Source organism: Oryzihumus leptocrescens (genome assembly GCF_006716205.1).
Classification (GTDB): Bacteria; Actinomycetota; Actinomycetes; order Actinomycetales; family Dermatophilaceae; genus Oryzihumus; species Oryzihumus leptocrescens.
The window spans coordinates 2,758,359-2,783,406 of the sequence record NZ_VFOQ01000001.1; the positions used below are offsets into that span (position 1 = coordinate 2,758,359).

Below are 25,048 nucleotides of genomic sequence, written 5' to 3' on the forward strand. Positions count from 1 at the left end.
GCGTCAGAGCGAGGCGCGCAGGCGGCGCAGCCGGGCCAGAGTCGACTCGCGACCGAGGATCTCCATGGACTCGAACAGCGGCGGGCTGATCCGCTGGCCCGACACGGCGGTGCGCAGCGGACCGAAGGCGAACTTCGGCTTGAGGCCCAGGCCGTCCACGAGCGCGGCACGCAGGGCGGCCTCGAGGTCGGCGGCCTTCCACTCCCCCACGGCCTCCAGTGCCTTGGTGCCGGCGTCGAGCACGTCGCCGGCGTCGTCCTTGAGCTGGGCCCGGGCGTCGTCGGCGACCTCGAGCGCGTCGTCGGCGGCGTAGAACGGGGCGACCAGGGCGGTGGCCTCGGACAGCAGCGCCATCCGCGTCTGGATCAGCTCGGTGACGGCGCGGAGGCGCTCCAGCTGCTCGGCGGTCGGCTCGGCCGGCAGCACGCCGTCGCGCTCGAGGTAGGGGCGCAGGCGGCCGGCGAGGTCATCCAGGGCGAGCTCACGGATGTAGACGCCGTTGAGCCACTCGAGCTTCTTGAGGTCGAAGATCGGGCCGACCGGGTTGACCTTGGACCAGTCGAAGCGGGCCGAGAAGTCGGCGAAGTCGAAGACCTCGACCTCGTTGCCCTCGGCGTCGTGCGCCGGCGGGTAGGCCAGCAGCGCGAGGAAGTTGACCAGCGCCTCGGGCAGGTAGCCCTGCTCCTGGAACCACGTCAGCCGCGCGGCGGGGTTCTTGCGCTTGCTGATCTTGGACTTGTCGGTGTTGCGCAGCAGCGGCATGTGCGCGAACGCCGGCGCCTCCAGGCCGAGCCACTGGTAGAGCAGGACGTGCTTGGGCGTGGAGCTGATCCACTCCTCACCACGCACCACGTGGGTGATGCCCATCTCGTGGTCGTCGACGACGACGGCGAGGTGGTAGGTCGGGAAGCCGTCGGCCTTGAGGATGACCTGGTCGTCGGGGCGCGGCGCGCTGACCTGACCGCGGATGAGGTCGGTGAAGGTGAGCTCGACGTCGTCGGGGATGAGCATCCGCACCACCGGCGTCTCGGTGAACCCCGGAAGGGCAGAACGCTCCTCGCGCGTCCTGCCGTGGCAGAGGCGGTCGTAGCCGGTCGGCTGCTTGGCCTTCTGCTGTGCCTCGCGCATCTCGGCCAGGCGCTCCTGGGAGCACCAGCAGAAGTAGGCCTTGCCCTCGGCCAGGAGCCGGTCGACATACGGCTGGTAGGTCTCCAGCCGCTCGGACTGGCGGTAGGGCGCGAACGGGCCGCCGATGTCCGGCCCCTCGTCCCAGGTCAGCCCGAGCCAGTGCAGCGTGTCGAACACCTGCTGCTCGCTGTCCTCACGGAAGCGGGCGCGGTCGGTGTCCTCGATGCGCAGGACGAACTGGCCGCCCTGCTGGCGGGCGAAGCCGAGGTTGAACAGCGACATGTAGGCCGTGCCGACGTGCGGGTCGCCCGTCGGGGAGGGCGCCACGCGGGTGCGGACAGGACGGGCGGGGGTCTCACTCATGATGGTCCGATTCCAGGTAGGGATGGTGCAGGGCGCCGGCGCTCAGCCGCGGCGCAGGAACGGGTTGGAGAGGGTGCCGATGCCCTCGATCTCGACCTCGACGCGCTGCCCCGTCTCCACCGGGCCGACCCCCGCGGGGGTGCCGGTGAGGATCACGTCGCCGGGCAGCAGAGTGAACGCCTGCGAGGCCCAGGAGACCAGCGTCGCCACGTCATGGATCATGTCGCCGGTCGTGCCGTCCTGCACGACCTCGCCGTCGAGGCGGGTCACCAGGGACAGGTCGCTGGTGTCGAGCTCGGTCTGGATCCACGGCCCGAGCGGGCAGAAGGTGTCGAAGCCCTTGGCGCGGGCCCACTGCCCGTCGGCCTTCTGCAGGTCGCGGGCGGTCACGTCGTTGGCGCAGGTGTAGCCGTAGACGACGTCCTTGACCTGCTCGGGGCTGATGTCCTTGCAGATCCGGCCGATGACGACGGCGAGCTCGCCCTCGTAGTGCACGTTGCTGCTCTGCCGCGGCATGACCACGGGGTCGCCGGGGCCGACGACGGCGGTGTTGGGGATGAGGAACATCAGGGGCTCGGCCGGCGGCTCGCTGCCCATCTCGGCGGCGTGGTCGGCGTAGTTCTTGCCGATCCCGATCACCTTGCTGCGCGGGATGATCGGCGCCAGCAGCCGCACGTCCTCGAGCGGGACGCGGTTGCCCGTGAAGACGACCGCCTGGTACATCGGGTCGCCCTGGATCTCCAGGACCACCTCCCGCCCCGGCTCGCCCTCGATGACGCCGAAGGTCGGGTCCTCACCTGTCGTGTATCTCGCGATGCGCACGTGCCGAGGCTACCGGTGGCGCCACGTACCCTTGACTCCCGTGGTCGGGCAGGTGATGGAGCAGGCGCAGTGGCGCGCCCGGGAGTCGGCACACCACGAGCGCGTCGACGCGGCCACCGCCGACCACCTGGAGCGACGCCACGAGGGACGCAAGCACCCGGTCAACGACTTCCTGTGGACCTACTACTCGCACCGGCCGGCGCAGCTGCGCCGGTGGCACCCTGGCGCCGGGGTCGGGCTGCGCGGCGCGCAAGGCCGCGCCGACTGGAAGTTCTACCGGTATGCCGGTGGGCTGGCCTGCGTGGACGTGCCCGCCTTCCTGGCGGCCCGCGGCGACACGGTGCGCTTCGTCCGGGACCTGCTGGCGGCCACGGCCTCCCGACCCGCGCACCTGGGCTGCTTCGGGCTGCACGAGTGGGCGATGGTCTACCGGCTCACTCCCGAGCAGGTGCGCCACGCCGACTGGCCGCTGCGGCTGGGGGCGTCGGGCACCGACGAGGTCGTCGAGGCGCACCAGGTCCGGTGCTCCCACTTCGACGCGTTCCGGTTCTTCACGCCCCCGGCCCGGCCGCTGAACGCGCTGGCGCCCACGCGCGATACCCAGCCGGTGCTGGAGCAGCCGGGGTGCCTGCACGCGAACATGGACCTCTACAAGTGGGCCTACAAGCTCACGCCGGTCGTCCCGAGCGACCTGGTCGCGGACTGCTTCGACCTCGCCCGGGAGGTGCGCGCGCTGGACATGCGGGCCGCGCCGTACGACCTGTCCGACCTCGGCTTCGAGCCGGTGCGGATCGAGACGACCGAGGGCAAGCAGGAGTACGTCGCCGCGCAGCGGGAGTTCGCCGCCCGGGCCCAGGGGCTGCGTCGGCGGCTGGTGGACGTGTGCGACGCGGTGCTGGCGGAGCCCGGTCAGTCCGACGTGTCGTCGACGTAGAGGCAGAACGGGTGGCCGGCCGGGTCGAGCAGGACCCGGACGGTCTCCTGGGGCTGGAACTGCGCCAGCTCGGCGCCGACGCTCAGCGCGTAGGCCACGGCCTCGTCGAGGTCGTCGACCTCCAGGTCGAGGTGCATCGACATCTGCGGGTCGCCCTCCCCCGCCGGCCAGACCGGCCGCACGTAGCCCGCGTCGCTCTGGAAGCCGAGGTTGTAGCCCGCGCCCTTCGAGGGGGCGACGGTGGCCCAGCCCGGTTCGTCCGTGAAGACCTGCCAGCCGAGCAGGTCGGCGTAGAAGCGGGCCAGCGCCCGGGCGTCCCTGGTGTCCAGGACCACGCCGAACCAGGTCTTCGTCGTCCGCAGCGGCATGCGCCCACGCTGGCACGCGGTGGCCGGCGGCACCACCCGAGCTGCTCCTGGCGCGTGGCGGAGGCGGGCCACAGCCGGCGAACCTACGGTGGGGTGATGGACGCGGCGACCTTCCCACAGCTGACCGCCCGGGACCTCGACGGACGAGAGGTCGCGCTCCCGGCCGGCCTCCCCGGTGAGCTGACCGTGGTGCTCGTGGCCTTCCGCCGGTCCCACCAGGCGCTGGTCGACTCGTGGGTGCCGTGGCTTGAGGCGCGGATGGCCATGGACTCCCGCCTGCGGGTGGTCGAGCTGCCGGTCCTCGCCCTGCACTGGGCGCCGGGCCGCGCGGCGATCGACGGGGGCATGGCGGCGGCGATCCCGGACCGGGCCGTGCGGCGGCGGACGCTCACCGTCTACACCGACGTGCGCCGGGTGACGGCCGCCCTCGGGATCGAGGACCGCGAGACCATCACCGTGTGCCTGGTCGACCGGTCGGGGCGGGTGTGGTGGAAGGGGTCGGGCGGGTTCGACCGCGCGAGCGCGGCGGCTCTGGAGGCGGCGGTGCCGGACGACCTCGAGGCCACCGGCGCGCTCCCGGGGGTGGAGCAGTTCGGGTTCGACTTCGACCCGCGGTTCCGGCTGGTGCTGGCCGCCGTCGGAGCCACCCCCACGACCTCGCACGTCACCGTCGCGCCGGACCGGGTCCTCGCCTGCCTGGGTCCGTGGTCGGTCTCGGTTCACCCGCACGACGTCCGCGACGTGAGCGTCACCGGGCCCTACCACTGGTATCGCGGGATCGGGATCCGCCTGTCCCTCGCCGACCGGGGGCTGACCTTCGGGACGACCTACGCGCGCGGGGTCTGCCTGGACCTCCACGCCCCTGTGCGCGGCCCGCTGCCACTGCTGCGCCACCCCAACCTGACGCTGACGGTCGCCGAGCCGGAGCGGCTCGCCGCGTCGGTGCGTCGGGCCGCGGGACTGGCCTGAGGCCCGGCGAGACCTGCCGGTCCGGTGCTTCCGAGGGCACGCAGGCGCGGCGTAGCCTGCACACGTGCCCCGCTGCCGTCCAGGAGGGGGAGCCCGATGAGGAACATCGTCCGTCTGGCCATCACCGCGGTGGCGGTGACCGCCCTGGCGATCTTCGGGCCGGCGAAGGTGCCGACCGCGACGGGAGCCACGCCTGTCGGGGTCGTCCCGCACGGTCCTCCCGGGGGCTGGACCCTGGCCTGGGCCGACGAGTTCGGCGGCAGCAGCGTCGACCAGCACAGGTGGCAGCCGAACTGGCTGGGTGTGAACAACACGATGAGCACCCCGCCGGTCAACACCGCGGAGCTGTCCTGCTACGACCCGCACCAGGTCGCCGTGTCCGGGGGCGCGTTGCACCTGACCGTCGTCGCGCGCTCCTGCCTGGGGTGGCAGTACGCCTCCGGCCTGGTCAACACGCGCAACACCTTCCAGTTCACCTACGGCTACGCCGAGGCGCGGATGTTCCTGCCGCACGCGGCGTCGGGGGCCTGCACCGACTGGCCCGCGTTCTGGCTCAACGGGTACGACGGCAACCCCATCGAGGAGGTGGACGTGATGGAGTGCCTGGACGGCGACGTCCCGTGGGTCTACCACTACGACAACTACACGAAGGAGTCGTCCCACCAGTCCCCTGCGTGGCGCCAGACGATGCCGCGGACCCCCTCCGGCTGGCACACCTTCGGCGTCGACTGGGAGCCGGGCCACCTGACCTTCTACTTCGACGGCGTGTCGCAGGGGTCGGCCGCCCAGTCGGCCACCCACCCGCACTACCTCATCGCCAACCTGGCCGTGTCGACCGTCATCTCGCCCCCGGTGCGGGTGCCGCAGTCCGTGGCCATCGACTACATCAGGGTCTTCAAGAAGAAGTGACCGCCTGACTTCCGGCAACACCACGGTGCGGGGCGGCTGGCGGGTGCCACACTGAGCCACCCGACGGGGGTCGGGATCAGGCTGCGGAGGGGGACCGTTGGCACGACACCACCGCGGGCCCGGGCGGCGCCGGCACGCGTCACTCACCAGCGCCTCCAGCCGCGGTGAGCGGCGGCGCACCACGGCGGTGCAGGTGCTAGCTGCCACTGTCGTCGCGCTGGCCGGCTGCGGCACCACAGCGACGTCCGTGTCGGCCTCGCAGCTCGCATCCTCGACCCGGCCTGCGCCGGCGGCGTGTCCGGCCACGACGCCCCCGGACCGGTCCGGCGCCGACACGAGCGACGGTTCCGTCATGGTGCCCGGGCACCCCGCCACGGTCCTCGTCTGCCCCTACCCGGGATACAACCCGCCCGCGCCGGGCAGCCCCGCGCCCAAGTCGGCGCGTACGGACGGGGCGGCACTCGCCAGGCTCGTCAACGCCCTACCCGAGCCGCCCGGGGGCACCATGAACTGCGGTGCCGACACCGGGGAGCGCGATGTCCTGTACTTCGTCTACGCCGCCACCGGGCGCGCTCTCCAGGTGGTCGTGGAGCGCACCGGCTGTCACGGCGTCGCCTCAGCGTTCGGCCGCCGCTGGTCGCCGCCCGGCGACCCTGCCGCCATGCGCCTGACCGACCGGCTGCGTGCCCTGACAGGCGCCTAGGTCGTCGCTGGGCCCGGCCGCTTCCCGGGGTCGGCGCAGGTGATCCCGTCGCCGGGGCCGACGAGCGCCCGTGCCGTCGTGGCACGGGCGCTCGTGGCGGTTGCGGTCCACCCCACCTCCGACGGGTCAGGCGGCAGCAGCCGGCGGGTCCTGGGGCGGTCGCACCATGACCTGCTCCTCCGAGGGCATGAGGATCCACAGGATGGGGTAGATCAGGATCTGGCTGCCCGGGATGACCAGGAGCAGCAGGACGAACAGGAGCCGGGCCGGCCACGGCGCGATGCCGAACCGGCGGCCGAGGCCGGCGCAGACACCGCCGAGCACTCGTCCCTCCCGGGGCCGGACCAGGCCCTGCCGGACGAAGCTCTGGTGGATGTCGTTCATGGCGTGACGCACTTCCTTCTCAGCTGGTGTCGGGGACCTTCCCTGACTGCTCCAGAGTGCGTCCGCCGGCGCCGGCGCGACATCAGGAGCGCCCCTGAGCCGACCCCGACCCGACCCTGAGGCTGCCCGGCCGCCCTCGCCTGCCGGACACGAGCCACGGCGAACCCGGCACTGTCGGCGCCCGGGAGACGGGGCCCGGCCCGCTGACGCGCCGCCCGGGTGCCCATGAGGTAGACATACCCCCACCAACTCACCCACACGGTGCGTTCCGGACAAGGCAGGTCTGCATGGGCATCCCCACAGCCACCCTCGGCGTCCTCGCGGCGGTCGCCCTCGCCGGCACCCCGGCCGTGCAGCTCGTCGGCACCAGCCCTGCCGGGCCGCCGGCGCGCACGTGGCACCACCTGCCGGACGACCCGCTGCTGCCGACCCAGTGGAACCTCGGCGCCGGCACGCCGCCGGGTGCACAGCACCCCCGCACCGCCCTCGACGTCGCCGGTGCCTGGGCCCTCACCCACTGCCCAGGCGTGACCGTCGCGGTCCTCGACACCGGCGTCGACCTCGACCACCCCGACCTGGCGCCGCACCTGCTGCCCGGCGCGACCTTCGTCAGCGGCACCAGCAGCGCGGACGACGACCAGGGGCACGGCACCGAGGTCGCCGGCGTCATCGCGGCGGTCACCGACAACGGCACCGGCATCGCCGGCGTCTGCCCCGAGGGACGCCTGCTGCCGGTCAAGGTCGCCGACTCCGGTGGGCACACCGACGACGACGAGGGCGACGTCCTGGTGGCCGCCGGCCTGCGCTGGGCGGTCGACCACGGGGCGCGGGTCATCAGCATGAGCCTGGGCGTGCTGCCGACACCGGCGATGCGCGAGGCCGTGGAGTACGCCCACGCCCGCGACGTGCTCGTCGTGGCCGCCGTGGGCAACTCCGGCGACTCCCCCAACCCGTGGCCCGCCCCCGCGGACCTGCCCCACGTCCTCGCCGTGGGGGCCACCGACCGCGGCGGTGAGCGGGCGGCTTACTCCTCCACCGGCCCGCACGACCTGGTCATGGCACCCGGCGACGGCGTGCCGACGACGGCACGAGGGGGCGGCTACGGCGAGGGTGGCTATACCTCGATCGCGACGCCCCAGGTCGCCGGGGTGGCCGCGCTCGTGCGCTCGGTGCGACCGGACCTGGGCGCCGACCAGGTGCGCCGGGTCATCGAGGCGACCGCCACACCCCTTCCCGGGCAGCCGGACTGGTCGCCGACCAGCGGCTACGGCCTGGTCGACGCGGCCGCAGCCGTCCGCGCAGCCCGCGGTATGCCGCGCCACCCCTGAGCGGGGCGGCGCGCCACCACACCCTGCGGCTCAGCGCACCGGGATGCCTTGGCGCAGCAGGCCGTAGGTGACGCCGTCGACGAGCGCGATCCAGCTCGCCTCGACGATGTTCGGCGCGACGCCCACGGTCTCCCACGACGTCGAGCCGTCGGAGGTCTCGATGAGCACGCGGGTGACCGCGTCGGTGCCGTGGGCGGCATCGAGGATGCGCACCCGGAAGTCGATCAGCTCCAGCTTGTCCAGCTCGGGGTAGGCGCCGGACAGCGCCTGGCGCAGGGCGTGGTCGAGGGCGTTGACCGGGCCGTTGCCCTCGCCGGTGGCGACCACGCGAGCACCCCCGGCGACCAGCTTCACCGTGGCCTCGGAGACCGCCTCGCCCGCGTCGCGCGAGTCGGTGATGACCCGCCAGGACTCGACGTCGAAGTAGCTCAGCCGCTCCCCCTCGACCTCGGCGCGCAGCAGCAGCTCGAAGGAGGCGTCCGCGGCGTCGAAGGTGTAGCCGCGCAGCTCGAGGTCCTTGACCTTCTCGACCACCCGGCTGAGCAGCTCGGTCTCGCCGGACAGGTCGTAGCCCAGCTCGCGCCCCTTGAGCTCGATGCTGGCGCGACCGGCCATGTCGGAGACCAGCATCCGCATGTCGTTGCCCACGGCCATCGGGTCGGTGTGCTGGTAGAGGTCGGCGTCGATCCGGATCGCGCTGGCGTGCAGGCCGGCCTTGTGCGCGAAGGCGCTGGCCCCGACGTAGGGCTGGCGGCTGTACGGCGGCACGTTGGTGACCTCGCTGATCGCGTGCGCGATCCGGGTGGCCTCCCGCAGCCGCTGCTCGGGGACGATCGGCTGGCCGAGCTTGAGCTGCAGGTTGCTCACCACGGTGAGCAGGTCGGCGTTGCCGGTGCGCTCGCCGTAGCCGTTGATGGTGCCCTGCACGTGCGTGGCGCCGGCGGCGACCGCGGCCAGGGAGTTGGCCACCGCGCAGCCGGTGTCGTTGTGGCAGTGGATGCCCAGGCGCGCCTGGGTGCCGGCCAGCGCTTCGGCGACCACGTCGCCGACCTGGGGCGGGAGCATCCCGCCGTTGGTGTCGCACAGCGCCACCACCTCGGCGCCGGCCTCGGCGGCGGTGCGCAGCACCTCCAGGGCGTAGTCCCGGTCGGCCAGGTAGCCGTCGAAGAAGTGCTCGGCGTCGAGGAACACCCGCCGGCCCTCGCCGTGCAGGAACGCGACCGTGTCGCGCACCATCGCGAGGTTCTCCGCGAGCGTGGTGCGCAGCGCGGTCTCGACGTGCCGGACGTGCGACTTGGCCACCAGGGTGACCACCGGCGCACCGGAGTCGAGCAGGGCGCGCACCATCGGGTCGTCCGCCGCGACCGTGCCGGCCCGCCGGGTGGAGCCGAAGGCGGCCAGGGTGGCGTTGCGCAGCGACAGCTCGCGCTGGGCGAGGGCGAAGAACTCGGTGTCCTTGGGGTTGGCGCCGGGCCAGCCACCCTCGATGAAGCCCACGCCGAGCTCGTCGAGGTGGCGCGCGATGTCGAGCTTGTCGGCGACGGAGAGGTTGAGCCCCTCCTGCTGCGCACCATCACGCAGCGTGGTGTCGTAGACGTGCAGGTCGGTCATCGTCGGCCCCATCTCAGGTCACTGCAGCAGTGCGGTCGTGACGGCGCCGGGGCGCCGCCCGTGTCATCCATGGTCGTCCACCTCGGGACCGTCACCGGGGGCGGGGTGGTGCCCGGTAACGAAAAAGACCCCCCAGGGTGTGGGAGGTCTGCGCGGCGGGAGGTGTCCCGTCGCGCTAGCCGAGAATGATGGTGGCGGTGGCCACTGCCGTCCAGGTGCTCATGACAAGGCTCAGGGTGCCACGGTCCGTCCGGATCGTGGCACCACGTCTCGCCATCCGGGACCGGTCACCGGGCAGCCGGTATGCCGCGCGGCCGGGTCCACTCAGCCGCCCGCCGCCCGCTCCCGGCACTCCTGCACCAGAGCCTCGAACAGCCGGGGGTCGGTGCCGGCCTCCGGGTGCCACTGCACGGCCAGCCGGAACCGGGATCCCGGGTCCTCCATCGCCTCCAGCGTCCCGTCGTCGGACCAGGCGGCCGGGACGTAGCCGGGGTGGTCGAGCACCGACTGGTGGTGGTAGGTCGGCACGTCCACAGCCGCCCCCAGGATCTGCGCGACCCGCGTACCGGCCACCGTGGCGACCGGGTGCACGCCGTAGACCCCCGGCGCCGGCGAGTGCTCGTGGTGGCCGACCCGGTCCGGCAGGTGCTGCTCCAGGTGGCCGCCGGCCGCCACCGCCATGACCTGCATCCCCCGGCAGATGCCCAGGACGGCGAGGTCCTGCTCGGCCGAGACGCGCGCGAGCGCCAGCTCGAGGGCGTCCCGGTCGGGGCGGCCGGGCTGCACGCTCGGGTGCGGCTGCGCGGCATACCGGCTGGGCTCGACGTCCGCTCCCCCGGCGAGGACGAGCCCGTCGAGGCGGGCCAGGACGTCACGGGCGAGGGTGTCGTCCGCGTCGAGACGGGGCGGGACCAGCAGCGCGATCCCGCCCGCTGCCTCGACCTTGGTGACGTAGTCCTGCGGCAGCAGCGCGCTCGGCACGTCGGTCCAGTCGCCGCGGGAGGCCGGCTCGACGTAGCAGGTGATGCCGATGACCGGCCGGGACCCCTCACCGCCCATGGCTCAGACCGGGGTGACGTAGGCGCCGGAGATACCGCCGTCGACGAGGAACGACGAGGCGGTGATGAAGCTCGACTCGTCGCTGGCCAGGAAGAGGACGGCGTTGGCGATCTCCTCGGGCTCGGCGAACCGGCCGGTCGGGATGTGCACCAGGCGCCGCGCGGCCCGCTCGGGGTCCTTGGCGAACAGCTCCTGCAGCAGCGGGGTGTTGACCGGCCCCGGGCACAGCGCGTTGACGCGCACGCCCTCGCGCGCGAACTGCACGCCGAGCTCGCGTGACATCGACAGCACGCCGCCCTTGCTCGCGGTGTAGGAGATCTGCGACGTCGCCGCGCCCATGACCGCCACGAAAGAGGCGGTGTTGATGATGGAGCCGCGCTTCTGCTCGAGCATGTAGGGCAGCGCCGCCTTGCAGCACAGGTAGACGCTGGTCAGGTTGACCTCCTGCACCTTGCGCCACGCGTCGAGGTCGGTGGTGAGGATCGAGTCGTCCTCCGGCGGCGAGATGCCGGCGTTGTTGAACGCGACGTCGACGCTGCCCCACGTGTCCTTCGCCGTCCGGAAGAGCGTCTCGACGTCGCCGGCGTCGGTCACGTCGCAGCGCACGAAGGTCCCGCCGACCTCGTCGGCGACCTTCGGTCCGGCCACCTCGTCGAGGTCGCCGATGACCACCCTCGCGCCTTCCTGGCCGAAGCGGCGCACCGTCGCCAGGCCGATGCCGCTGCACCCTCCGGTGACGACGGCGACCTTGCCCTCGAGCCTGCCTGTCATGGTCCTGCCTCTCAACGTCGTTGATGCTGCTCAGGATTCGGTGGAGATGAAGACGTTCTTGACCTCGGTGAAGGCGTCCAGTGCGTCCGGGCCGAGCTCGCGTCCCAGGCCTGACTGCTTGAACCCGCCGAAGGGCGTCGAGTAGCGCACGCTGCTGTGCGAGTTGACCGAGAGGTTGCCCGCCTCGACCCCGCGGGCGACGCGCAGCGCCCGCCCGACGTCACGGGTCCAGATGGACCCGGACAACCCGTATGCCGTGTCGTTGGCCTTCGCGACCGCGTCCGCCTCGTCGTCGAACGGCATGACGGCGACGACGGGACCAAAGACCTCGTCCTGCCAGACCGCGTCCTGTGTCGAACGCGGCAGCACGACCGTCGCGGGGTACCAGAAGCCGCCCCCGCCCGGCGCCTCCCCGCGGAAGGCAACGTCGACCGGCTCCTCGGCGTCCTCCACGAAGGACCTGACCCGCTCCCGCTGGCCGGCGCTGATCAGCGGGCCCATCTCGGTGGTCTCCTCCGCCGGGTCGGCGACGACCACGCCCCGCACGGCCGGCTCGAACAGCTCCATGAACCGGTGGAACACGGCGCGCTGCACCAGGATCCGGCTGCGGGCGCAGCAGTCCTGACCGGCGTTGTCGAACACGCCGTAGGGCGCCGCCGCTGCCGCCTTCTCGAGGTCGGCGTCGTCGAAGACGATGTTCGCGCTCTTGCCGCCGAGCTCCAGGGTGACCCGCTTGACCTGCTCGGCGGCCCCGCGCATGATCCCCTGCCCCACCGCGGTCGACCCGGTGAAGCAGACCTTACGGACGCCGGGGTGCGTCACGAACCGCTCGCCCACGACCGTTCCCTTCCCGGGGACGACGTTCAGCACGCCCTCGGGGAGGCCGGCCTCGAGGGCGAGCTCGCCGATACGCATCGCGGTCAGCGGGGTCAGCTCGGCCGGCTTGAGCACGACGGTGTTGCCGGCCGCGAGCGCGGGAGCCATCCCCCAGCCCAGGATCGGCATGGGGAAGTTCCAGGGCACGATGATCCCGACGGTGCCGAGCGGCTCCTTGAACGTCACGTCGAGCCCGCCGGCGACGGGGATCTGGCGACCGAACAGCCGCTCCGGCGCGGCCGAGAAGTAGGCCAGCACGTCGCGCACGTTGCCGGCCTCCCACCGGGCGTTGCCGATCGTGTGGCCGGCGTTGAGCACTTCCAGCTGCGCCAGCTCCTCGAGGTGGTCGTCGACGACCTCGGCGAAGCGGCGCAGCAGCCGCGCCCGGTCCGCCGGCGCCACCGCGCGCCAGGCGGGTCCGGCGGCCCCGGCGCGGGCGATGGCCTCGTCCGCCTGCTCGCGCGAGGCGAGGTCGACGGTCCGCACGACCTGGCCGCTCGCCGGGTTGATGACCTCGTGACGGCTCTCGTCCGTCGTGGTGCCCATGCGTGTCACAGCCTCTCGAATCCTCGGATGCGTTCCCAGTCGGTCACGGCGGCGTTGAACGCCGCGAGCTCGACGTCGGCGGCGTGCACGTAGTGGTCGACCACGTCGTCGCCGAAGGCGTCACGCGCGACCTCCGACGCGGCGAACAGGTCCCGCGCCTGCGCCAGCGTGGTGGGGACGCGGTCCTTGCCGGAGGTGTAGGCGTTGCCCTCGCAGGGAGGCTCGAGCCAGGTCTTCTCCCGCACCCCGTGCAGCCCGCCGGCGAGCATCGCGGCCACCGCGAGGTAGGGGTTGACGTCACCTCCGGGGACGCGGTTCTCCACCCGCAGCGCCTCACCCTCACCGACCACACGCAGCGCGCAGGTGCGGTTGTCGCGGCCCCAGGCGACGGCCGTCGGGGCGAACGACCCGGGCTGGAAGCGCTTGTAGGAGTTGATGTTCGGGGCGTACATCAACGTCAGCTCCCGCATGGTGACCTGCAGGCCCGCCACGAAGTGCTCGAACATCTCGCTGTAGCCGTGCGGCCGGGACGTGTCGGCGAAGACGATCGACCCGTCCTCCCCGCGCAGTGACAGGTGGATGTGGCACGAGTTGCCCTCCCGCTGGTCGAACTTGGCCATGAACGTCAGCGACTGCCCGTGCGCGCCGGCGATCTCCTTGGCCGCCGTCTTGTAGATCGAGTGGTTGTCGCACGTGCGCACCACGTCGTCGTAGAGGAACGCGATCTCGTGCTGGCCGAGGTTGCACTCACCCTTCGCGCTCTCGACGGTGACGCCCGCGGCATACATCTGGTTGCGGATCTCCCGCAGCAGCGGCTCGACCTTGGTGCCCCCGAGGATCGAGTAGTCCACGTTGTAGCGGTTCGCACCGGTCAGCCCCTGGTAGTGCCGGTCCCAGGCCTGCTCGTAGGAGTCCTCGAACACGATGAACTCCAGCTCGGTGCCTGCCAGGGCGACGCAGCCGAGCTCGGCCGCCGCGGCGACCTGGGACTTGAGGACCGAGCGCGGCGACTGGCGCACCAGGCCCTCACCGTCCAGCCAGGACAGGTCGCACTGGATCGTCGCCGAGTGCGGCTGCCCGGGCGTGCGGCGCAGCGTCGACAGGTCGAGGTCGAACATCATGTCGCCGTAGCCGCGCTCCCACGAGCTGATGGCGTAGCCGCCCACGGTGTTCATGTCGACGTCGACCGCGAGCATGTAGTTGCAGCCCTCGGTGCCGTGGCCGAGCACCCGGTCGAGGAAGAACTGCCCGTGGATCCGCTTGCCCTGCAGTCGCCCCTGCATGTCGGTGAACGCGACGATGACGGTGTCGACGGCACCCGAGGCGATGTCGTCGCGGAGCTGGTCGACGGTCAGATGTGGGGGTCTGGTCATGTCTCTCCTCGGGTCAGCCGGTGAGCTCGTGGTCCGTACGGTCAGCCGAGCAGGCCCCGCAGCAGGGCGGAGGTGGCGTCGCAGTGCTCCTCCATCGTGGCCCGGGCGGCCTCGGGGGCGCCTCCCAGAACGGCCGCCACCACGGCCTCGTGCTGCTGCGTGGAGTGGGCGATGTTGCGCGGCAGCACCGGTATCGCGCTCAGCAGCTCGTGCAGCGCGGCCTGCGCCCGCGTCACGGACTCGATGAGCATCGGCGAACCGGACAGGGTGGCGATGGCCAGGTGGAAGCGGGAGTCGGCGACCCGGTGGGCGGCGCTGTCCGGCGCCTGGCGCACCGCGGCGGCGGCCTCGAGCAGCCAGGCCCGCTGGTCGGCCGACAGGGGCCGGGACGCCGCGAGGTAGGCCGCCCCGGGCTCGACCACGCGTCGGAAGCTCAGCGCGTCGGCGAGGTCGGCGCCGTGGCGCACCGGCTGGTCGGCGGACTCCGGCATCGGGGCTCCCCGGTAGACCACCTTGGTGCCCCCGCCGCGCCCGCGGGTGGTCTCCACCATGCCCGACTCACGCAGGGCCGCGATGGCCTCGCGCAGCGTCACCCGGCTGACCGCCAGCCGCTCGGCCAGCTCGCGCTCGGGCGGCAGCAGCTCGCCCCGGGCGAACACCCCGAGCCGGATCGCCGTGGCGAGCTGCTCGACCGTGGACTCGAAGGCGTTGCCCGGCGCGGGCCGCAGCACGGCGTCGGGCAGCCGGCTGGCGTCCGAGGGCATTGCCGTCACGGCACCTCGGGGCCGAAGATCTCGGCGGCCGGTCGGGTGTCGTGACCGGGCGGCACGTCCTTCATGAAGTGGTGACGGCCACCGATGATCCACGTGATGGTCGCGAAGACCAGGACGGCGAGCACCGCGATGGGCGCGTAGTTGAACGTGTCCACGGTGATCGGGTTGGCCGGCGGCAGCATGAAGAGGATGACGATGAAGGCCACCCAGATGACCGCGATCCAGCCCACCAGCGGGCTCCACCGGCCGAGGTTCCAGGCGCCGGGGCGGAAGTCCGGGTTGAGGCGGCGCAGCAGCACGGGAGTGACGTAGGCGATGTAGAGGCCGATGACGGCGATCGAGGTGACGGCGAGGTAGGCGGTGGTGCTGAACAGCGCCGGGCTGGCCAGGACCAGGGAGCAGACGACGCACAGCCAGATGGAGTTCGTCGGGGTACCCGTCCGCGGGTTGACCCTGGACCACCAGCGCGAGCCGGGCAGCGCGTTGTCGCGGGAGAACGCGTAGGACATGCGCGAGTTGGCCGTCACGGAGGCCATGCCGCAGAAGAACTGGGCGACCGCGCAGATGAAGACGAGCGCGACCCCCAGGGAGTGCCCTGCGGCGTCGATGAAGATCTGCGCAGGCGGCAGGCCGATGCTGGTCGTGCGAGCCCGGTCGACGTTCTGGATCGACGCCGTGATGGCGACGAGCAGGACCCAGCCGGCGAAGAGCGACACCACGACCGAGTTCACGATCCCCTTGGGCGCGTTGACGGAGGCGGAGTGGGTCTCCTCCGCCACGTGGGCCGAGGCGTCGAACCCGGTGAAGGTGTACTGCGCCATGAGCAGCCCGATGAGGAACACGTAGATGACGCTGTTCCAGCCGGTGGCGTTCTCGAAGTGGGTGAACGTCCACGAGAGCGACTGGTGGTGGTCGGGCACGAACGAGAGCACGGCCACGATGACGGCGACCCCGGCCAGGTGCCACCACGCGCTGATGTCGGACAGGCGCCGGACCAGGTCGACCCCGAAGGTGTTGAGCAGCCCGTGCAGCAGCAGGATGACCGCGAAGGCGATGAACGTCCTGCCCGCGGTCACGCCGACCCCCCAGGTCAGGTCGAGGAAGGCCATCCAGGTGATGGCCGCGCCGTAGTCGATCGCTGCCGTGACGGCGACCTCGCCCAGGAAGTTGAACCACCCGACGTACCAGGCCCACATCGGTTTGCGGTGCCGGGCCAGGCGTCCCGCCCAGAAGTACAGGCCCCCAGCCGTGGGGAAGACCGAGCAGACCTCACCCATGGCCAGCGCCACCAGCCAGACGAAGAGCCCGACAAGCGGCCAGCCGATGGAGATGGCGATGGGTCCGCCGGCGTTGAGGGCGATGCCGTAGCTGGTGATGGCACCGGCGAGGATCGAGATGATCGAGAAGGAGACGGCGAAGTTGTTGAAGCCGCTCATCCTCCGGTGGAGCTCCTGCTCGTAACCGAGCTCGGCCAGCATCGCGGAGTCAGCGTCAACGGGCTGTGGGGACGCGGGGGGCGTTGCGCTCATCGGGCACCTCGAAGAGGGTCTGGCGATGGACCATGACCCACCGAGACAGATGGGCTTGTCTCGATTGAAGACCCGGAGTTGCCCTCCGTCAATGGTCTGGTTGCAGACCTTTACCAGCCGTTCACCGACGAGCTTGCCGGCGCCGGCCCGGCCGGGCCGGGCCGGTCACACCAGCCGGGTGAGCCAGCCCCGGGTGTCCTCGGCGCGACCGTACTGCAGGTCGAGCAGGGCCTGCCGGATCGCCAGCGTGGTGGAGCCGGTCTCGCCGCCGTTGACGGACAGCTCGCCGCCCTCCCAGGCGAGGCGCCCGACCGGGGTGACCACGGCGGCCGTGCCACAGGCGAAGACCTCGGTGATGTCGCCGCTGGCCACACCCTCGCGCCACTCCTCGATGGAGATGCGGCGCTCCTGCACGCTGTGGCCGAGGTCCTTGGCCAGCTCCAGGATCGAGGCGCGGGTGACGCCCTCGAGGATGGTGCCGGTCAGCTCGGGGGTGACGATCGAGCCGTCGCGGCGCACGAAGTACAGGTTCATGCCGCCCAGCTCCTCGACCCAGCGGTGCTCGACCGCGTCGAGGAAGGCGACCTGGTCGCAGCCGTGGGCGCTGGCCTCGACCTGGGCCGCGAGGCTGGCCGCGTAGTTGCCGCCGCACTTCGCCGCACCGGTGCCGCCGGGAGCAGCACGGGTGTAGTCGGTGGACAGCCAGATCGACACCGGCTTCACGCCACCGGAGAAGTAGGCGCCGGCCGGGGAGGCGATGACGCAGTAGGTCACCTGGGCCGCGGGACGGACCCCCAGGAAGGCCTCGGAGGCGAACATGAACGGGCGCAGGTAGAGGCTGGCCTCGCCGGCCTCGCCGCTGGGCACCCACGCCTGGTCGACCTCGACCAGCGCGGTGAGGCTGGCGAGGAAGTCGGCCTCGGGCAGCTCGGGCAGCGCGAGGCGCCGGGCGCTCCGGGCGAACCGCGCCGCGTTGGCCTCCGGGCGGAAGGTCCAGATGGACCCGTCCGCGTGCCGGTAGGCCTTCATCCCCTCGAAGATCTCCTGCGCGTAGTGCAGCACCGCCGCAGAGGGGTCCAGCGAGATGGGCCCGTATGCCGTGACCTTGCCGTCGTGCCAGCCCTCACCGGGGGTCCACGTGGCCAGGATCATGTGGTCGGTGAACTTCTTGCCGAAGCCGGGGTTGGCGAGGATCGCCTCACGCTCGGCGTCGGGGAGGACGTCGGGCCGCCTGCTGACCGTGAACTCCAGCGTCGAAGGGGCGGTCGCCTGCGTCATCGAAGGTCCTCCTGACCGGAAGTCGTGGGTGGGGCACGTGCCCTGAGCCGAAGGCTACCCGGCACGGGGTGCTCCGCCGAGGCGGGAGGTCCTCAGCCCGCGCGGACGGCGGGCCTCAGCCCACGCGGGCGGCGATGGCGTCGCCGATCGCCGACGTCGACCGCGGCGCGCTCCCCCGCTCGGCCAGGTCGGCGGCCACGGCGGCCTCGACGCGGGCGGCGTCCTCACCGCGCCCGAGGTGATCCAGCAGCAGGGCGACCGACAGGATCGTCGCGGTCGGGTCGGCCTTGCCCTGGCCGGCGATGTCGGGGGCCGAGCCGTGGACGGGCTCGAACATGCTCGGCGCGGTGCGCTCGGGGTTGATGTTGCCGCTGGCGGCCAGGCCGATGCCCCCGGCGATGGCTGCGGCGATGTCGGTGATGATGTCGCCGAAGAGGTTGTCGGTGACGATGACGTCGAAGCGGCCCGGGTCGGTGGCCAGGAAGATCGTGGCCGCGTCGACGTGCTGGTAGGCCGTCTCCACGTCCGGGAACTCCGCGCCGACCTCCTCGACGGTCCGGCGCCACAGGTGGCCGGCGTGGGTGAGCACGTTGTGCTTGTGCACCAGCGTCAGGTGCTTGCGAGGCCGGCCCTGGGCGCGTCGGAAGGCGTCGCGCACGACCCGCTCCACGCCGTACCGGGTGTTGACGCTGACCTCGGTGGCGACCTCGGCGGGGGTGCCGACCCGCAGCGCTCCCCCGTTGCCGACGTAGGGACCCTCGGTGCCCTCGCGCACCACGACGAAGTCGATGCCGCCGGGGGCCACCCGCTCCACGGCGAGAGGGCTGGTGACGCCGGGGTAGAGCCGGGCCGGGCGCAGGTTGACGTAGTGGTCCAGGGAGAAGCGCAGCTTGAGCAGGAGCCCGCGCTCGAGCACCCCGCTGGGCACGCCGGGGTCGCCCACCGCGCCGAGCAGGATGGCGTCGTGGCCGCGGATCTCCTCCAGCACCGAGTCGGGCAGGGTCTCGCCGGTGGCGTGCCAGCGGCGGGCACCGAGGTCGTACTCGGTGGTGCTGATCTTCGGGCCCTGGCCGGCGGTCACCGCGGAGAGGACCTTCAGGCCCTCGGCGACCACCTCCGGGCCGATGCCGTCACCGCCGATGACGGCGATGTCGAGGGTGTCCGTGCCCTGCGCCGGGCTCTGCTCGTCAGCCATGACCTCAGCCTAGAAGTCGTCTTGCGTGCTGGAATCTGTGTCCCACATGACGGACGGCCTCCCGGCTGGTCGCCGGGAGGCCGTCCGTGTCTCGGTCGTGGTGACCGGTCACTCGTCGTCGGAGTGGCCCTGGTCGCGCAGGTCCATGGACTCCTGCAGTGCGCGGCGGGTGGCCTCTTCGGCTTCGCTCATGTCGTCACGTCCTTCGCATGATCGTCACTGGTGACAAGGGGAAATGGGTCTCACACACGCTCCCCGGGATGACGGGGGGTGGGTCAGCGGCACACGCGGGGTCTCCGCGGCGAGTCAGCTGACCTGTCGGAACCCGCCGCGGCGGCGAAGGATGAGAACCAGCCGCGTCATGTCCTCGAGATTACGTGGACGTCCAAGTATGTGGAACTTCTTTCCCACCCCGTGAGACGGCACTGGACGCCCGGCCCGAACCCCACCCCCGGGCACGACGAAGGGCCCGACCGGACGGTCGGGCCCCTCGTACGCGGTGCTGTCGGTGCTCAGCCGTCGAGGTCGACGACCTTGACCCCGCTGGCGCCGATCTCGGTGCCGATGTCGCTGAGCACCCCCGCCGGGATCGCGCTGTCCACGGTCAGCGCGACGAGCGCGGCGCCGCCCTGGGCCTTGCGGGCGACCTGCATGCCGCCGATGTTGATGTCGGCCTCGCCGAGCACCCGGCCGACGGTGCCGATGATGCCGGGGCGGTCGACGTAGGTGAAGAACGCCATGTGCTCGGAGATCGGCACCTCGAGGTCGAAGCCGTTGACCCCGACCACCTTCTCGACCAGGCGCGGGCCGGTCAGGGTGCCGGCGACGCTGACCTCGGTGCCGTCGGCCAGGGTGCCGCGCAGCGTGGTGACGTTGCGGAAGTCCTCGGCCACCGGGTCGGTCAGCAGCCGCACCTCGCATCCGCGCTCCTGCGCCAGCAGCGGGGCGTTGACGTAGGACACCTGGTCCTCGACCACGTCCTGGAACAGGCCCTTGAGCGCGGCGAGCTTCCACACGCTCACGTCGTACTCGGTGATCTCGCCCTTGACGTCGACGGTCAGCTGGGTCGGCACGGCACCGGCGAGGGCGGTGAAGATCCGGCCGAGCTTCTCCACGAGGGCGATGCCGGGGCGGACCTCCTCGGCGATGACCCCGCCGGAGACGTTGACCGCGTCGGGGACGAGCTCGCCGCCGAGCGCGAGCCGCACCGACCGGGCGACCGCGACACCGGCCTTCTCCTGGGCCTCGTCGGTGGAGGCGCCCAGGTGCGGGGTGACGACGACCGACTCGAACTCGAACAGCGGCGACTCGGTGGTCGGCTCCTTGGCGAACACGTCGATGCCGGCGCCGGCGACGCGGCCCTCCTTGAGGGCGACCGCGAGGGCCTGCTCGTCGACGATGCCACCGCGGGCGGCGTTGACGATCCGCACCGAGGGCTTGACCAGCTTGAGCGCCTCCTCGCCGATGAGGCCGAGGGTCTCGGGGGTCTTGGGCAGGTGCACGGTGATGAAGTCGGACTCGCGCAGCAGGTCCTCCAGCGGCAGCAGCTGGACGCCGAGCTGGCCGGCGCGCGCCGCGGAGACGTAGGGGTCGTAGGCCACGACCTTCATGCCGAACGCGGCGAGGCGCTCGGCGACCAGGACGCCGATGCGGCCGAGGCCGACGACGCCGACCGTCTTGTCGAGCAGCTCCACGCCGGCGTACTTGCTGCGCTTCCACGCCCCGCCCTTGAGGGCCTCGTTGGCCGGGGCGATGTTGCGGGCGGTCGCGAGGAGCAGGCCGACGGCCAGCTCGGCCGCCGAGGTGATGTTGGAGGTCGGGGCGTTGACGACCATGACGCCGGCGACCGTGGCCGCCTTGACGTCGACGTTGTCCAGCCCGACTCCGGCCCGCGCGACGACCTTGAGGTTCTTCGCGGCGGCCAGGGCCTCCTCGTCGATCTTGGTCGCCGAGCGGATCAGGACGGCGTCGACGTCGGCGATGGCGGGCAGCAGCTCGGATCGGTCAGCCCCGTCGCAGTGGCGGATCTCGAAGTCGGGCCCGAGCGCGTCGATGGTCGCGGGCGAGAGCTCTTCGGCAATCAAGACAACGGGTTTGGTCACTGGCCTGTCCTTCACGGGTGGTGGGATGCGGCCGAGCCCCCTGCGGGCCGGCCGGGTCTGGGCGGGAGGTTCCGCCCGGCACCGCGCTGTGCCCACGGCCAGTCTAGACACGGCGAGCCGGGGCCCCGGCCCCGGCTCGCGATGTGGACGGGCCCCCTCACGCACGCACCCGGCATACCGACGAGCGGGTATGCCGGGTGCGCGCCACGGGTGCCGCGGCCCAGGCTCAGGGGGTGGGCCGCTCCTGCTCGTCCTCACCGGCGTCGGGGGCGATCCGCGTCGGGGACAGCCTCCTCCAGAGGAGGAAGAGGCCGCCGAGGACGAACATGACGATGCCCGCCCAGAGGTTGATGTTGGTGCCGGCGGCCTTGGCCCGGTCCGCCTCGCCACCGACCAGGCCCATGACCAGGACGATGACGCCGTAGGCGAGGAACAGTCCGCCCAGGACGCTGCGCAGGTCGAACAGCTTGGCCCGCGTCGGGGCCTGTGCCGGGAGGTTCGGCTCCTCGGAGTGTGCTCCGGTGCTCATGTCTGACGCTCCTTGAGGCCTAGATGAACGGGATGTACAGGGCGAAGGACAGCGCGAGGGCCAGCAGGCCGAAGACGACCGGCGAGCGGTACCACGCCTCGTCGCCGACCACGGCGCCGGCGCTCATGTCGTGCTTGCCCAGGCCGTAGACCAGGCCCTGGAGCTCGGTGATCGGCTTGGGCCGGCTGGCCAGGGTGACCAGCACCGAGACCACGACGTCGGCGACGAACGCCACGATCGCGCCCTTGAAGTTGCCGTCGCTGTCGCTGAGGTAGTGGACCCAGCCGAGCTGGCCGGCGCCCCAGGCGGCCGCGGCACCGAGCGTGCCGGCGACCAGGCCCCAGAAGCCGCCCCAGCCGGTCATCCGCTTCCAGAACAGGCCGAGGATGAAGGTGGCGAACAGCGGCGCGTTGAAGAAGGAGAACAGCAGCTGCAGGTAGTCCATGATCGAGTTGAACCGGGAGGCGATGAACGCCGTCCCGATGCCACCGAGGACGCCGACCACGGTGACGATCCGGCCGACGCGCAGGTAGTAGCCGTCGGGGCGGTCCTTCTTCACGTAGTCCTGCCAGATGTCGTACGTGAAGACCGTGTTGAAGCTGGAGATGTTCGCCGCCATGCCGGCCATGAACGCCGCCAGCAGGCCGGTGACCGCGACGCCGAGCACACCGGAGGGCAGGTAGCGCTCCATCAGCGCGGGGATCGCGTCGTTGTAGGTCAGGCCCTTGCCCTCGGTGTCGGTCTGGCCCAGGCCGGGGATCATGGCCAGGGCGATCAGGCCGGGGATCACGGTGAAGAACGGGATGACCAGCTTGGGGAACGCGCCGATGATCGGCGTGCGCCGGGCGGCCGACATGTTCTGCGCCGACAGCGCGCGCTGCACCTCGGCGAAGTTGGTGGTCCAGTAGCCGAAGCTGAGGACGAAGCCCAGGCCCATGGCGATGACCAGCCAGTTGGAGCCGATCGGGTTGGTCACGTGGCCGATGGCCGTGCCCTGCCAGGCGTGCAGGAAGCCCTCGCCGGCGTTCTTGTTGCCCTGGATCTTGCCGGTCAGGCCGTCCCAGCCGCCCGCGGCCTTGAGGCCGACGAACGTCAGCGGGATGAGGCCCGCGAGGATGACGAAGAACTGCAGCACCTCGTTGTAGATGGCCGAGGAGAGGCCACCCAGGGTGATGTAGACGAGCACGAAGGCACCGGCGGCGATGATCGAAACGTACTTCGGCCAGCCGAGCAGCGCCTCGAGGATCACCGAGAACGCGAACAGGTTGACGCCGGCCTGCGCCACCGCGGACACCGCGAAGGTGCCGGCGTTGAACAGGTGGGTCGGCGAGTTGAACCGGCGACGGAGGTACTCCGGCACGCTGCGCACCTTGGAGCCGTAGTAGAACGGCATCATCACCAGCGCGAGGAAGACCATCGCCGGGACGGCGCCGATCCAGTAGTAGTGCACGGTCGAGATGCCGTACTTGGCGCCGTTGGCCGCCATGCCGAAGATCTCGGTGGCACCGAGGTTGGCCGAGATGAACGCCAGGCCGGTGATCCACGCGGGCAGGGACCGCCCGGAGAGGAAGAAGTCCTCACTGTTGTGGATGCTGCGCCGGACGGCGAAGCCGATGAACAGGACCACCGCGAAGTAGGTGGCCAGGATCAGGTAGTCGGCGCCTCCCATGTTGAGGCGCAGTCCTTCTGCAGGCACGACGGTGTGCAGCATCGATCGTTTCCCCTTCCAGGGCGGGAGCGGGCCCACGGTAGTCCCGAACCTCGCAAATCGCCCACCCCTCACGCACGCGACGAGGGACTGATCACACCTTTGACCAGTCCCTCGTCGGTATGCCGGGTGCCGGGCGCGCGCCTGCAGCGCCCCGCGCGGCGCCGCCTCAGCGGGCGGCGGTGCCCTCCGTGTAGTCACTGTCGGCCGGCTTGATCCAGCTCATCAGCGAGCGGAGCTCACGGCCGGTCTTCTCGATCGGGTGCTGCTCGCCCTTGGCGCGCAGGGCCGAGAACTCCGGGGAGCCGGCGTCCTGGTCGTCGATGAAGCGCTTGGCGAAGGTGCCGTCCTGGATGTCCTTCAGGACCGCCTGCATGTTCTCCTTCACGTGGGCGTCGATGACCCGCGGACCGGAGACGTAGTCGCCGTACTCCGCGGTGTCGGAGACCGACCAGCGCTGCTTGGCGATGCCGCCCTCGTACATGAGGTCGACGATGAGCTTGAGCTCGTGCAGGCACTCGAAGTAGGCCACCTCGGGCTGGTAGCCGGCCTCGATGAGCGTCTCGAAGCCGTACTGCACCAGCTGCGAGGCGCCACCGCAGAGCACGGCCTGCTCGCCGAACAGGTCGGTCTCGGTCTCCTCGGTGAAGGTCGTCTTGATGCCGCCGGCGCGCAGGCCGCCGATCGCCTTGGCGTAGGACTTCGCCAGGTCCCAGGCCTTGCCGGAGGCGTCCTTCTCGACGGCGACGAGCACGGGCACGCCACGGCCGTCGACGTACTCGCGGCGGACCAGGTGGCCCGGGCCCTTGGGGGCGACCATGGCCACGTCGACGCTCTCCGGCGCCGTGATGTAGCCGAAGCGGATGTTGAAGCCGTGCCCGAAGAACAGCGCGGCACCGTCCTTCAGGTGCGGCTCGATCGACTCGGCGTAGACCTTCCGCTGCACCTGGTCGGGGGTGAGGATGACGATGAGGTCGGCCTCCTGCACCGCCTCGGCGACCGGCAGGACCCGCAGGCCCTCGGCCTCGGCCTTGGCCTTCGAACGGCTGCCCTCGGCCAGGCCGACGCGCACGTCGACGCCGGAGTCGCGCAGGTTGAGCGCGTGGGCGTGCCCCTGGCTGCCGTACCCGATGACGGCGACCTTGCGGCCCTGGATCACGGACAGGTCAGCGTCGTCGTCGTAGAACATCTCGGCCACGTCGGCCACTCCTTCGGTTTGGTGGAACAGGCGGTGGTGCAGGTATGCCGTGTGGTCACCCGGGCGGATGGGTCGCCTCAGGCGGACCGCAGGGCACGGTCGGTGATGGAGCGCGGTCCGCGGCCGATGGCGACCATGCCGGACTGCACGAGCTCCTTGATGCCGAACGGCTCCAGGACGCGCAGCAGCGCCTCGAGCTTGTCGCTGTTGCCGGTGGCCTCGATGGTCACCGCGTCGGGGGCGACGTCGACGACCTTGGCGCGGAACAGCTGGGCGGTCTCCAGCACGTGGGACCGGCTGGACAGGTCGGCCTTGACCTTGACCAGCAGGATCTCGCGCTGCACCGAGGCGGTGCGGTCGAGCTCGACCACCTTGAGCACCTCGATGAGCTTGTTCAGCTGCTTGGTCACCTGCTCCAGCGGCAGGTCCTCCACGTCGACCACGACCGTCATCCGGGAGATCTCCGGGTGCTCGGTCGGGCCGACCGCGAGGGAGTCGATGTTGAAGCCGCGCCGGGAGAACAGGCCGGCGATGCGTGCGAGCACGCCGGGCTTGTTCTCCACGAGCACCGACAGGGTGTGCTTGCTCATTC

Annotated in this window: 23 protein-coding genes; 5 read left to right on the top strand and 18 right to left on the bottom strand. The window is 71.6% G+C overall.

The annotated features are described in order from the left end of the window. Positions 1 to 3: 3 nt before the first annotated feature. Together gltX and FB474_RS12945 are read right to left on the bottom strand one after the other, a co-directional pair. On the bottom strand, positions 4 to 1,491 hold the full coding sequence (gene gltX, locus FB474_RS12940; protein ID WP_141789026.1) for a glutamate--tRNA ligase: 1,488 nt from the start codon (positions 1,489 to 1,491) through the stop codon (positions 4 to 6). 42 nt (positions 1,492 to 1,533) lie between these two features. Beyond that, a complete protein-coding gene (locus FB474_RS12945) occupies positions 1,534 to 2,313 on the bottom strand; it encodes a fumarylacetoacetate hydrolase family protein (RefSeq protein WP_141789027.1) in 780 nt (259 codons plus the stop codon). A 55-nt stretch (positions 2,314 to 2,368) separates the two neighbouring features. On the opposite strand from FB474_RS12945, the gene FB474_RS12950 reads away from it, so the two are divergent. Beyond that, positions 2,369 to 3,247, top strand: coding sequence for a 3-methyladenine DNA glycosylase (locus FB474_RS12950; RefSeq protein WP_141789978.1), 879 nt, complete (start codon positions 2,369 to 2,371; stop codon positions 3,245 to 3,247). On the opposite strand, the gene FB474_RS12955 is transcribed toward FB474_RS12950, so the two are convergent. Further along, positions 3,223 to 3,615 (bottom strand): VOC family protein, encoded by a 393-nt coding sequence (locus tag FB474_RS12955; RefSeq protein WP_141789028.1) that lies wholly within the window; start codon positions 3,613 to 3,615, stop codon positions 3,223 to 3,225. The genes FB474_RS12950 and FB474_RS12955 overlap by 25 nt on opposite strands. A gap of 96 nt (positions 3,616 to 3,711) precedes the next feature. On the opposite strand from FB474_RS12955, the gene FB474_RS12960 reads away from it, so the two are divergent. The 3 genes from FB474_RS12960 to FB474_RS12970 all read left to right on the top strand — a co-directional run bounded on the left by FB474_RS12960 (position 3,712) and on the right by FB474_RS12970 (position 6,196). Continuing rightward, positions 3,712 to 4,584 carry a hypothetical protein gene (locus FB474_RS12960; protein WP_141789029.1) on the top strand — a complete coding sequence of 291 codons (873 nt, stop codon included), beginning with the start codon at positions 3,712 to 3,714 and terminating at the stop codon, positions 4,582 to 4,584. A gap of 96 nt (positions 4,585 to 4,680) precedes the next feature. Next, a complete protein-coding gene (locus tag FB474_RS12965) occupies positions 4,681 to 5,493 on the top strand; it encodes a glycoside hydrolase family 16 protein (RefSeq protein ID WP_141789030.1) in 813 nt (270 codons plus the stop codon). A 193-nt stretch (positions 5,494 to 5,686) separates the two neighbouring features. Then, positions 5,687 to 6,196, top strand: coding sequence for a holocytochrome c-type synthase (locus FB474_RS12970; RefSeq protein WP_141789031.1), 510 nt, complete (start codon positions 5,687 to 5,689; stop codon positions 6,194 to 6,196). A 126-nt stretch (positions 6,197 to 6,322) separates the two neighbouring features. Here FB474_RS12970 and FB474_RS12975 read toward each other — a convergent pair whose 3' ends face one another. Next, a complete protein-coding gene (locus FB474_RS12975) occupies positions 6,323 to 6,580 on the bottom strand; it encodes a PspC domain-containing protein (protein WP_141789032.1) in 258 nt (85 codons plus the stop codon). 287 nt (positions 6,581 to 6,867) lie between these two features. On the opposite strand from FB474_RS12975, the gene FB474_RS12980 reads away from it, so the two are divergent. Then, positions 6,868 to 7,908 carry a S8 family serine peptidase gene (locus FB474_RS12980; protein WP_141789033.1) on the top strand — a complete coding sequence of 347 codons (1,041 nt, stop codon included), beginning with the start codon at positions 6,868 to 6,870 and terminating at the stop codon, positions 7,906 to 7,908. Between the two features lie 30 nt (positions 7,909 to 7,938). Here FB474_RS12980 and cimA read toward each other — a convergent pair whose 3' ends face one another. The 14 genes from cimA to ilvN form a co-directional block, all read right to left on the bottom strand. Further along, positions 7,939 to 9,519: a citramalate synthase gene (cimA, locus tag FB474_RS12985; protein WP_141789034.1), complete on the bottom strand. Its 1,581-nt coding sequence runs from the start codon at positions 9,517 to 9,519 to the stop codon at positions 7,939 to 7,941. A gap of 324 nt (positions 9,520 to 9,843) precedes the next feature. After that, complete coding sequence (locus FB474_RS12990; protein WP_141789035.1) at positions 9,844 to 10,578, bottom strand: gamma-glutamyl-gamma-aminobutyrate hydrolase family protein; 735 nt, start codon at positions 10,576 to 10,578, stop codon at positions 9,844 to 9,846. Positions 10,579 to 10,581: 3 nt separating this feature from the next. Further along, positions 10,582 to 11,349 (bottom strand): 3-oxoacyl-ACP reductase, encoded by a 768-nt coding sequence (locus tag FB474_RS12995; protein ID WP_141789036.1) that lies wholly within the window; start codon positions 11,347 to 11,349, stop codon positions 10,582 to 10,584. A 30-nt stretch (positions 11,350 to 11,379) separates the two neighbouring features. Next, entirely contained in the window at positions 11,380 to 12,771 is a 1,392-nt protein-coding gene (locus tag FB474_RS13000) for an aldehyde dehydrogenase family protein (RefSeq protein WP_141789037.1), read from the bottom strand. 5 nt (positions 12,772 to 12,776) lie between these two features. Further along, positions 12,777 to 14,144, bottom strand: a complete 1,368-nt coding sequence (locus FB474_RS13005) for a glutamine synthetase family protein (RefSeq protein ID WP_141789038.1) — start codon at positions 14,142 to 14,144, stop codon at positions 12,777 to 12,779. A gap of 41 nt (positions 14,145 to 14,185) precedes the next feature. Further along, positions 14,186 to 14,908 carry a FadR/GntR family transcriptional regulator gene (locus FB474_RS13010; RefSeq protein WP_141789039.1) on the bottom strand — a complete coding sequence of 241 codons (723 nt, stop codon included), beginning with the start codon at positions 14,906 to 14,908 and terminating at the stop codon, positions 14,186 to 14,188. A 5-nt stretch (positions 14,909 to 14,913) separates the two neighbouring features. After that, a complete protein-coding gene (locus tag FB474_RS13015) occupies positions 14,914 to 16,446 on the bottom strand; it encodes an amino acid permease (RefSeq protein WP_141789040.1) in 1,533 nt (510 codons plus the stop codon). 165 nt (positions 16,447 to 16,611) lie between these two features. Next, the gene (locus FB474_RS13020) at positions 16,612 to 17,724 is read right to left on the bottom strand and encodes a branched-chain amino acid aminotransferase (RefSeq protein WP_141789041.1); all 1,113 of its coding nucleotides are present in this window, start codon (positions 17,722 to 17,724) and stop codon (positions 16,612 to 16,614) included. A 115-nt stretch (positions 17,725 to 17,839) separates the two neighbouring features. After that, the gene (locus tag FB474_RS13025) at positions 17,840 to 18,919 is read right to left on the bottom strand and encodes a 3-isopropylmalate dehydrogenase (RefSeq protein ID WP_141789042.1); all 1,080 of its coding nucleotides are present in this window, start codon (positions 18,917 to 18,919) and stop codon (positions 17,840 to 17,842) included. A gap of 512 nt (positions 18,920 to 19,431) precedes the next feature. Further along, positions 19,432 to 21,021 (bottom strand): phosphoglycerate dehydrogenase, encoded by a 1,590-nt coding sequence (serA, locus tag FB474_RS13035; RefSeq protein WP_141789043.1) that lies wholly within the window; start codon positions 21,019 to 21,021, stop codon positions 19,432 to 19,434. Positions 21,022 to 21,247: 226 nt separating this feature from the next. After that, complete coding sequence (locus FB474_RS13040; RefSeq protein WP_141789044.1) at positions 21,248 to 21,550, bottom strand: cytochrome c-type biogenesis protein CcmH; 303 nt, start codon at positions 21,548 to 21,550, stop codon at positions 21,248 to 21,250. Positions 21,551 to 21,569: 19 nt separating this feature from the next. Continuing rightward, a complete protein-coding gene (locus FB474_RS13045) occupies positions 21,570 to 23,261 on the bottom strand; it encodes a sodium:solute symporter family protein (protein WP_141789045.1) in 1,692 nt (563 codons plus the stop codon). A 166-nt stretch (positions 23,262 to 23,427) separates the two neighbouring features. Next, positions 23,428 to 24,456 carry a ketol-acid reductoisomerase gene (ilvC, locus tag FB474_RS13050; protein WP_141789046.1) on the bottom strand — a complete coding sequence of 343 codons (1,029 nt, stop codon included), beginning with the start codon at positions 24,454 to 24,456 and terminating at the stop codon, positions 23,428 to 23,430. A 77-nt stretch (positions 24,457 to 24,533) separates the two neighbouring features. After that, positions 24,534 to 25,046 (bottom strand): acetolactate synthase small subunit, encoded by a 513-nt coding sequence (gene ilvN, locus FB474_RS13055; protein WP_141789047.1) that lies wholly within the window; start codon positions 25,044 to 25,046, stop codon positions 24,534 to 24,536. Between the last annotated feature and the right edge of the window lie 2 nt (positions 25,047 to 25,048).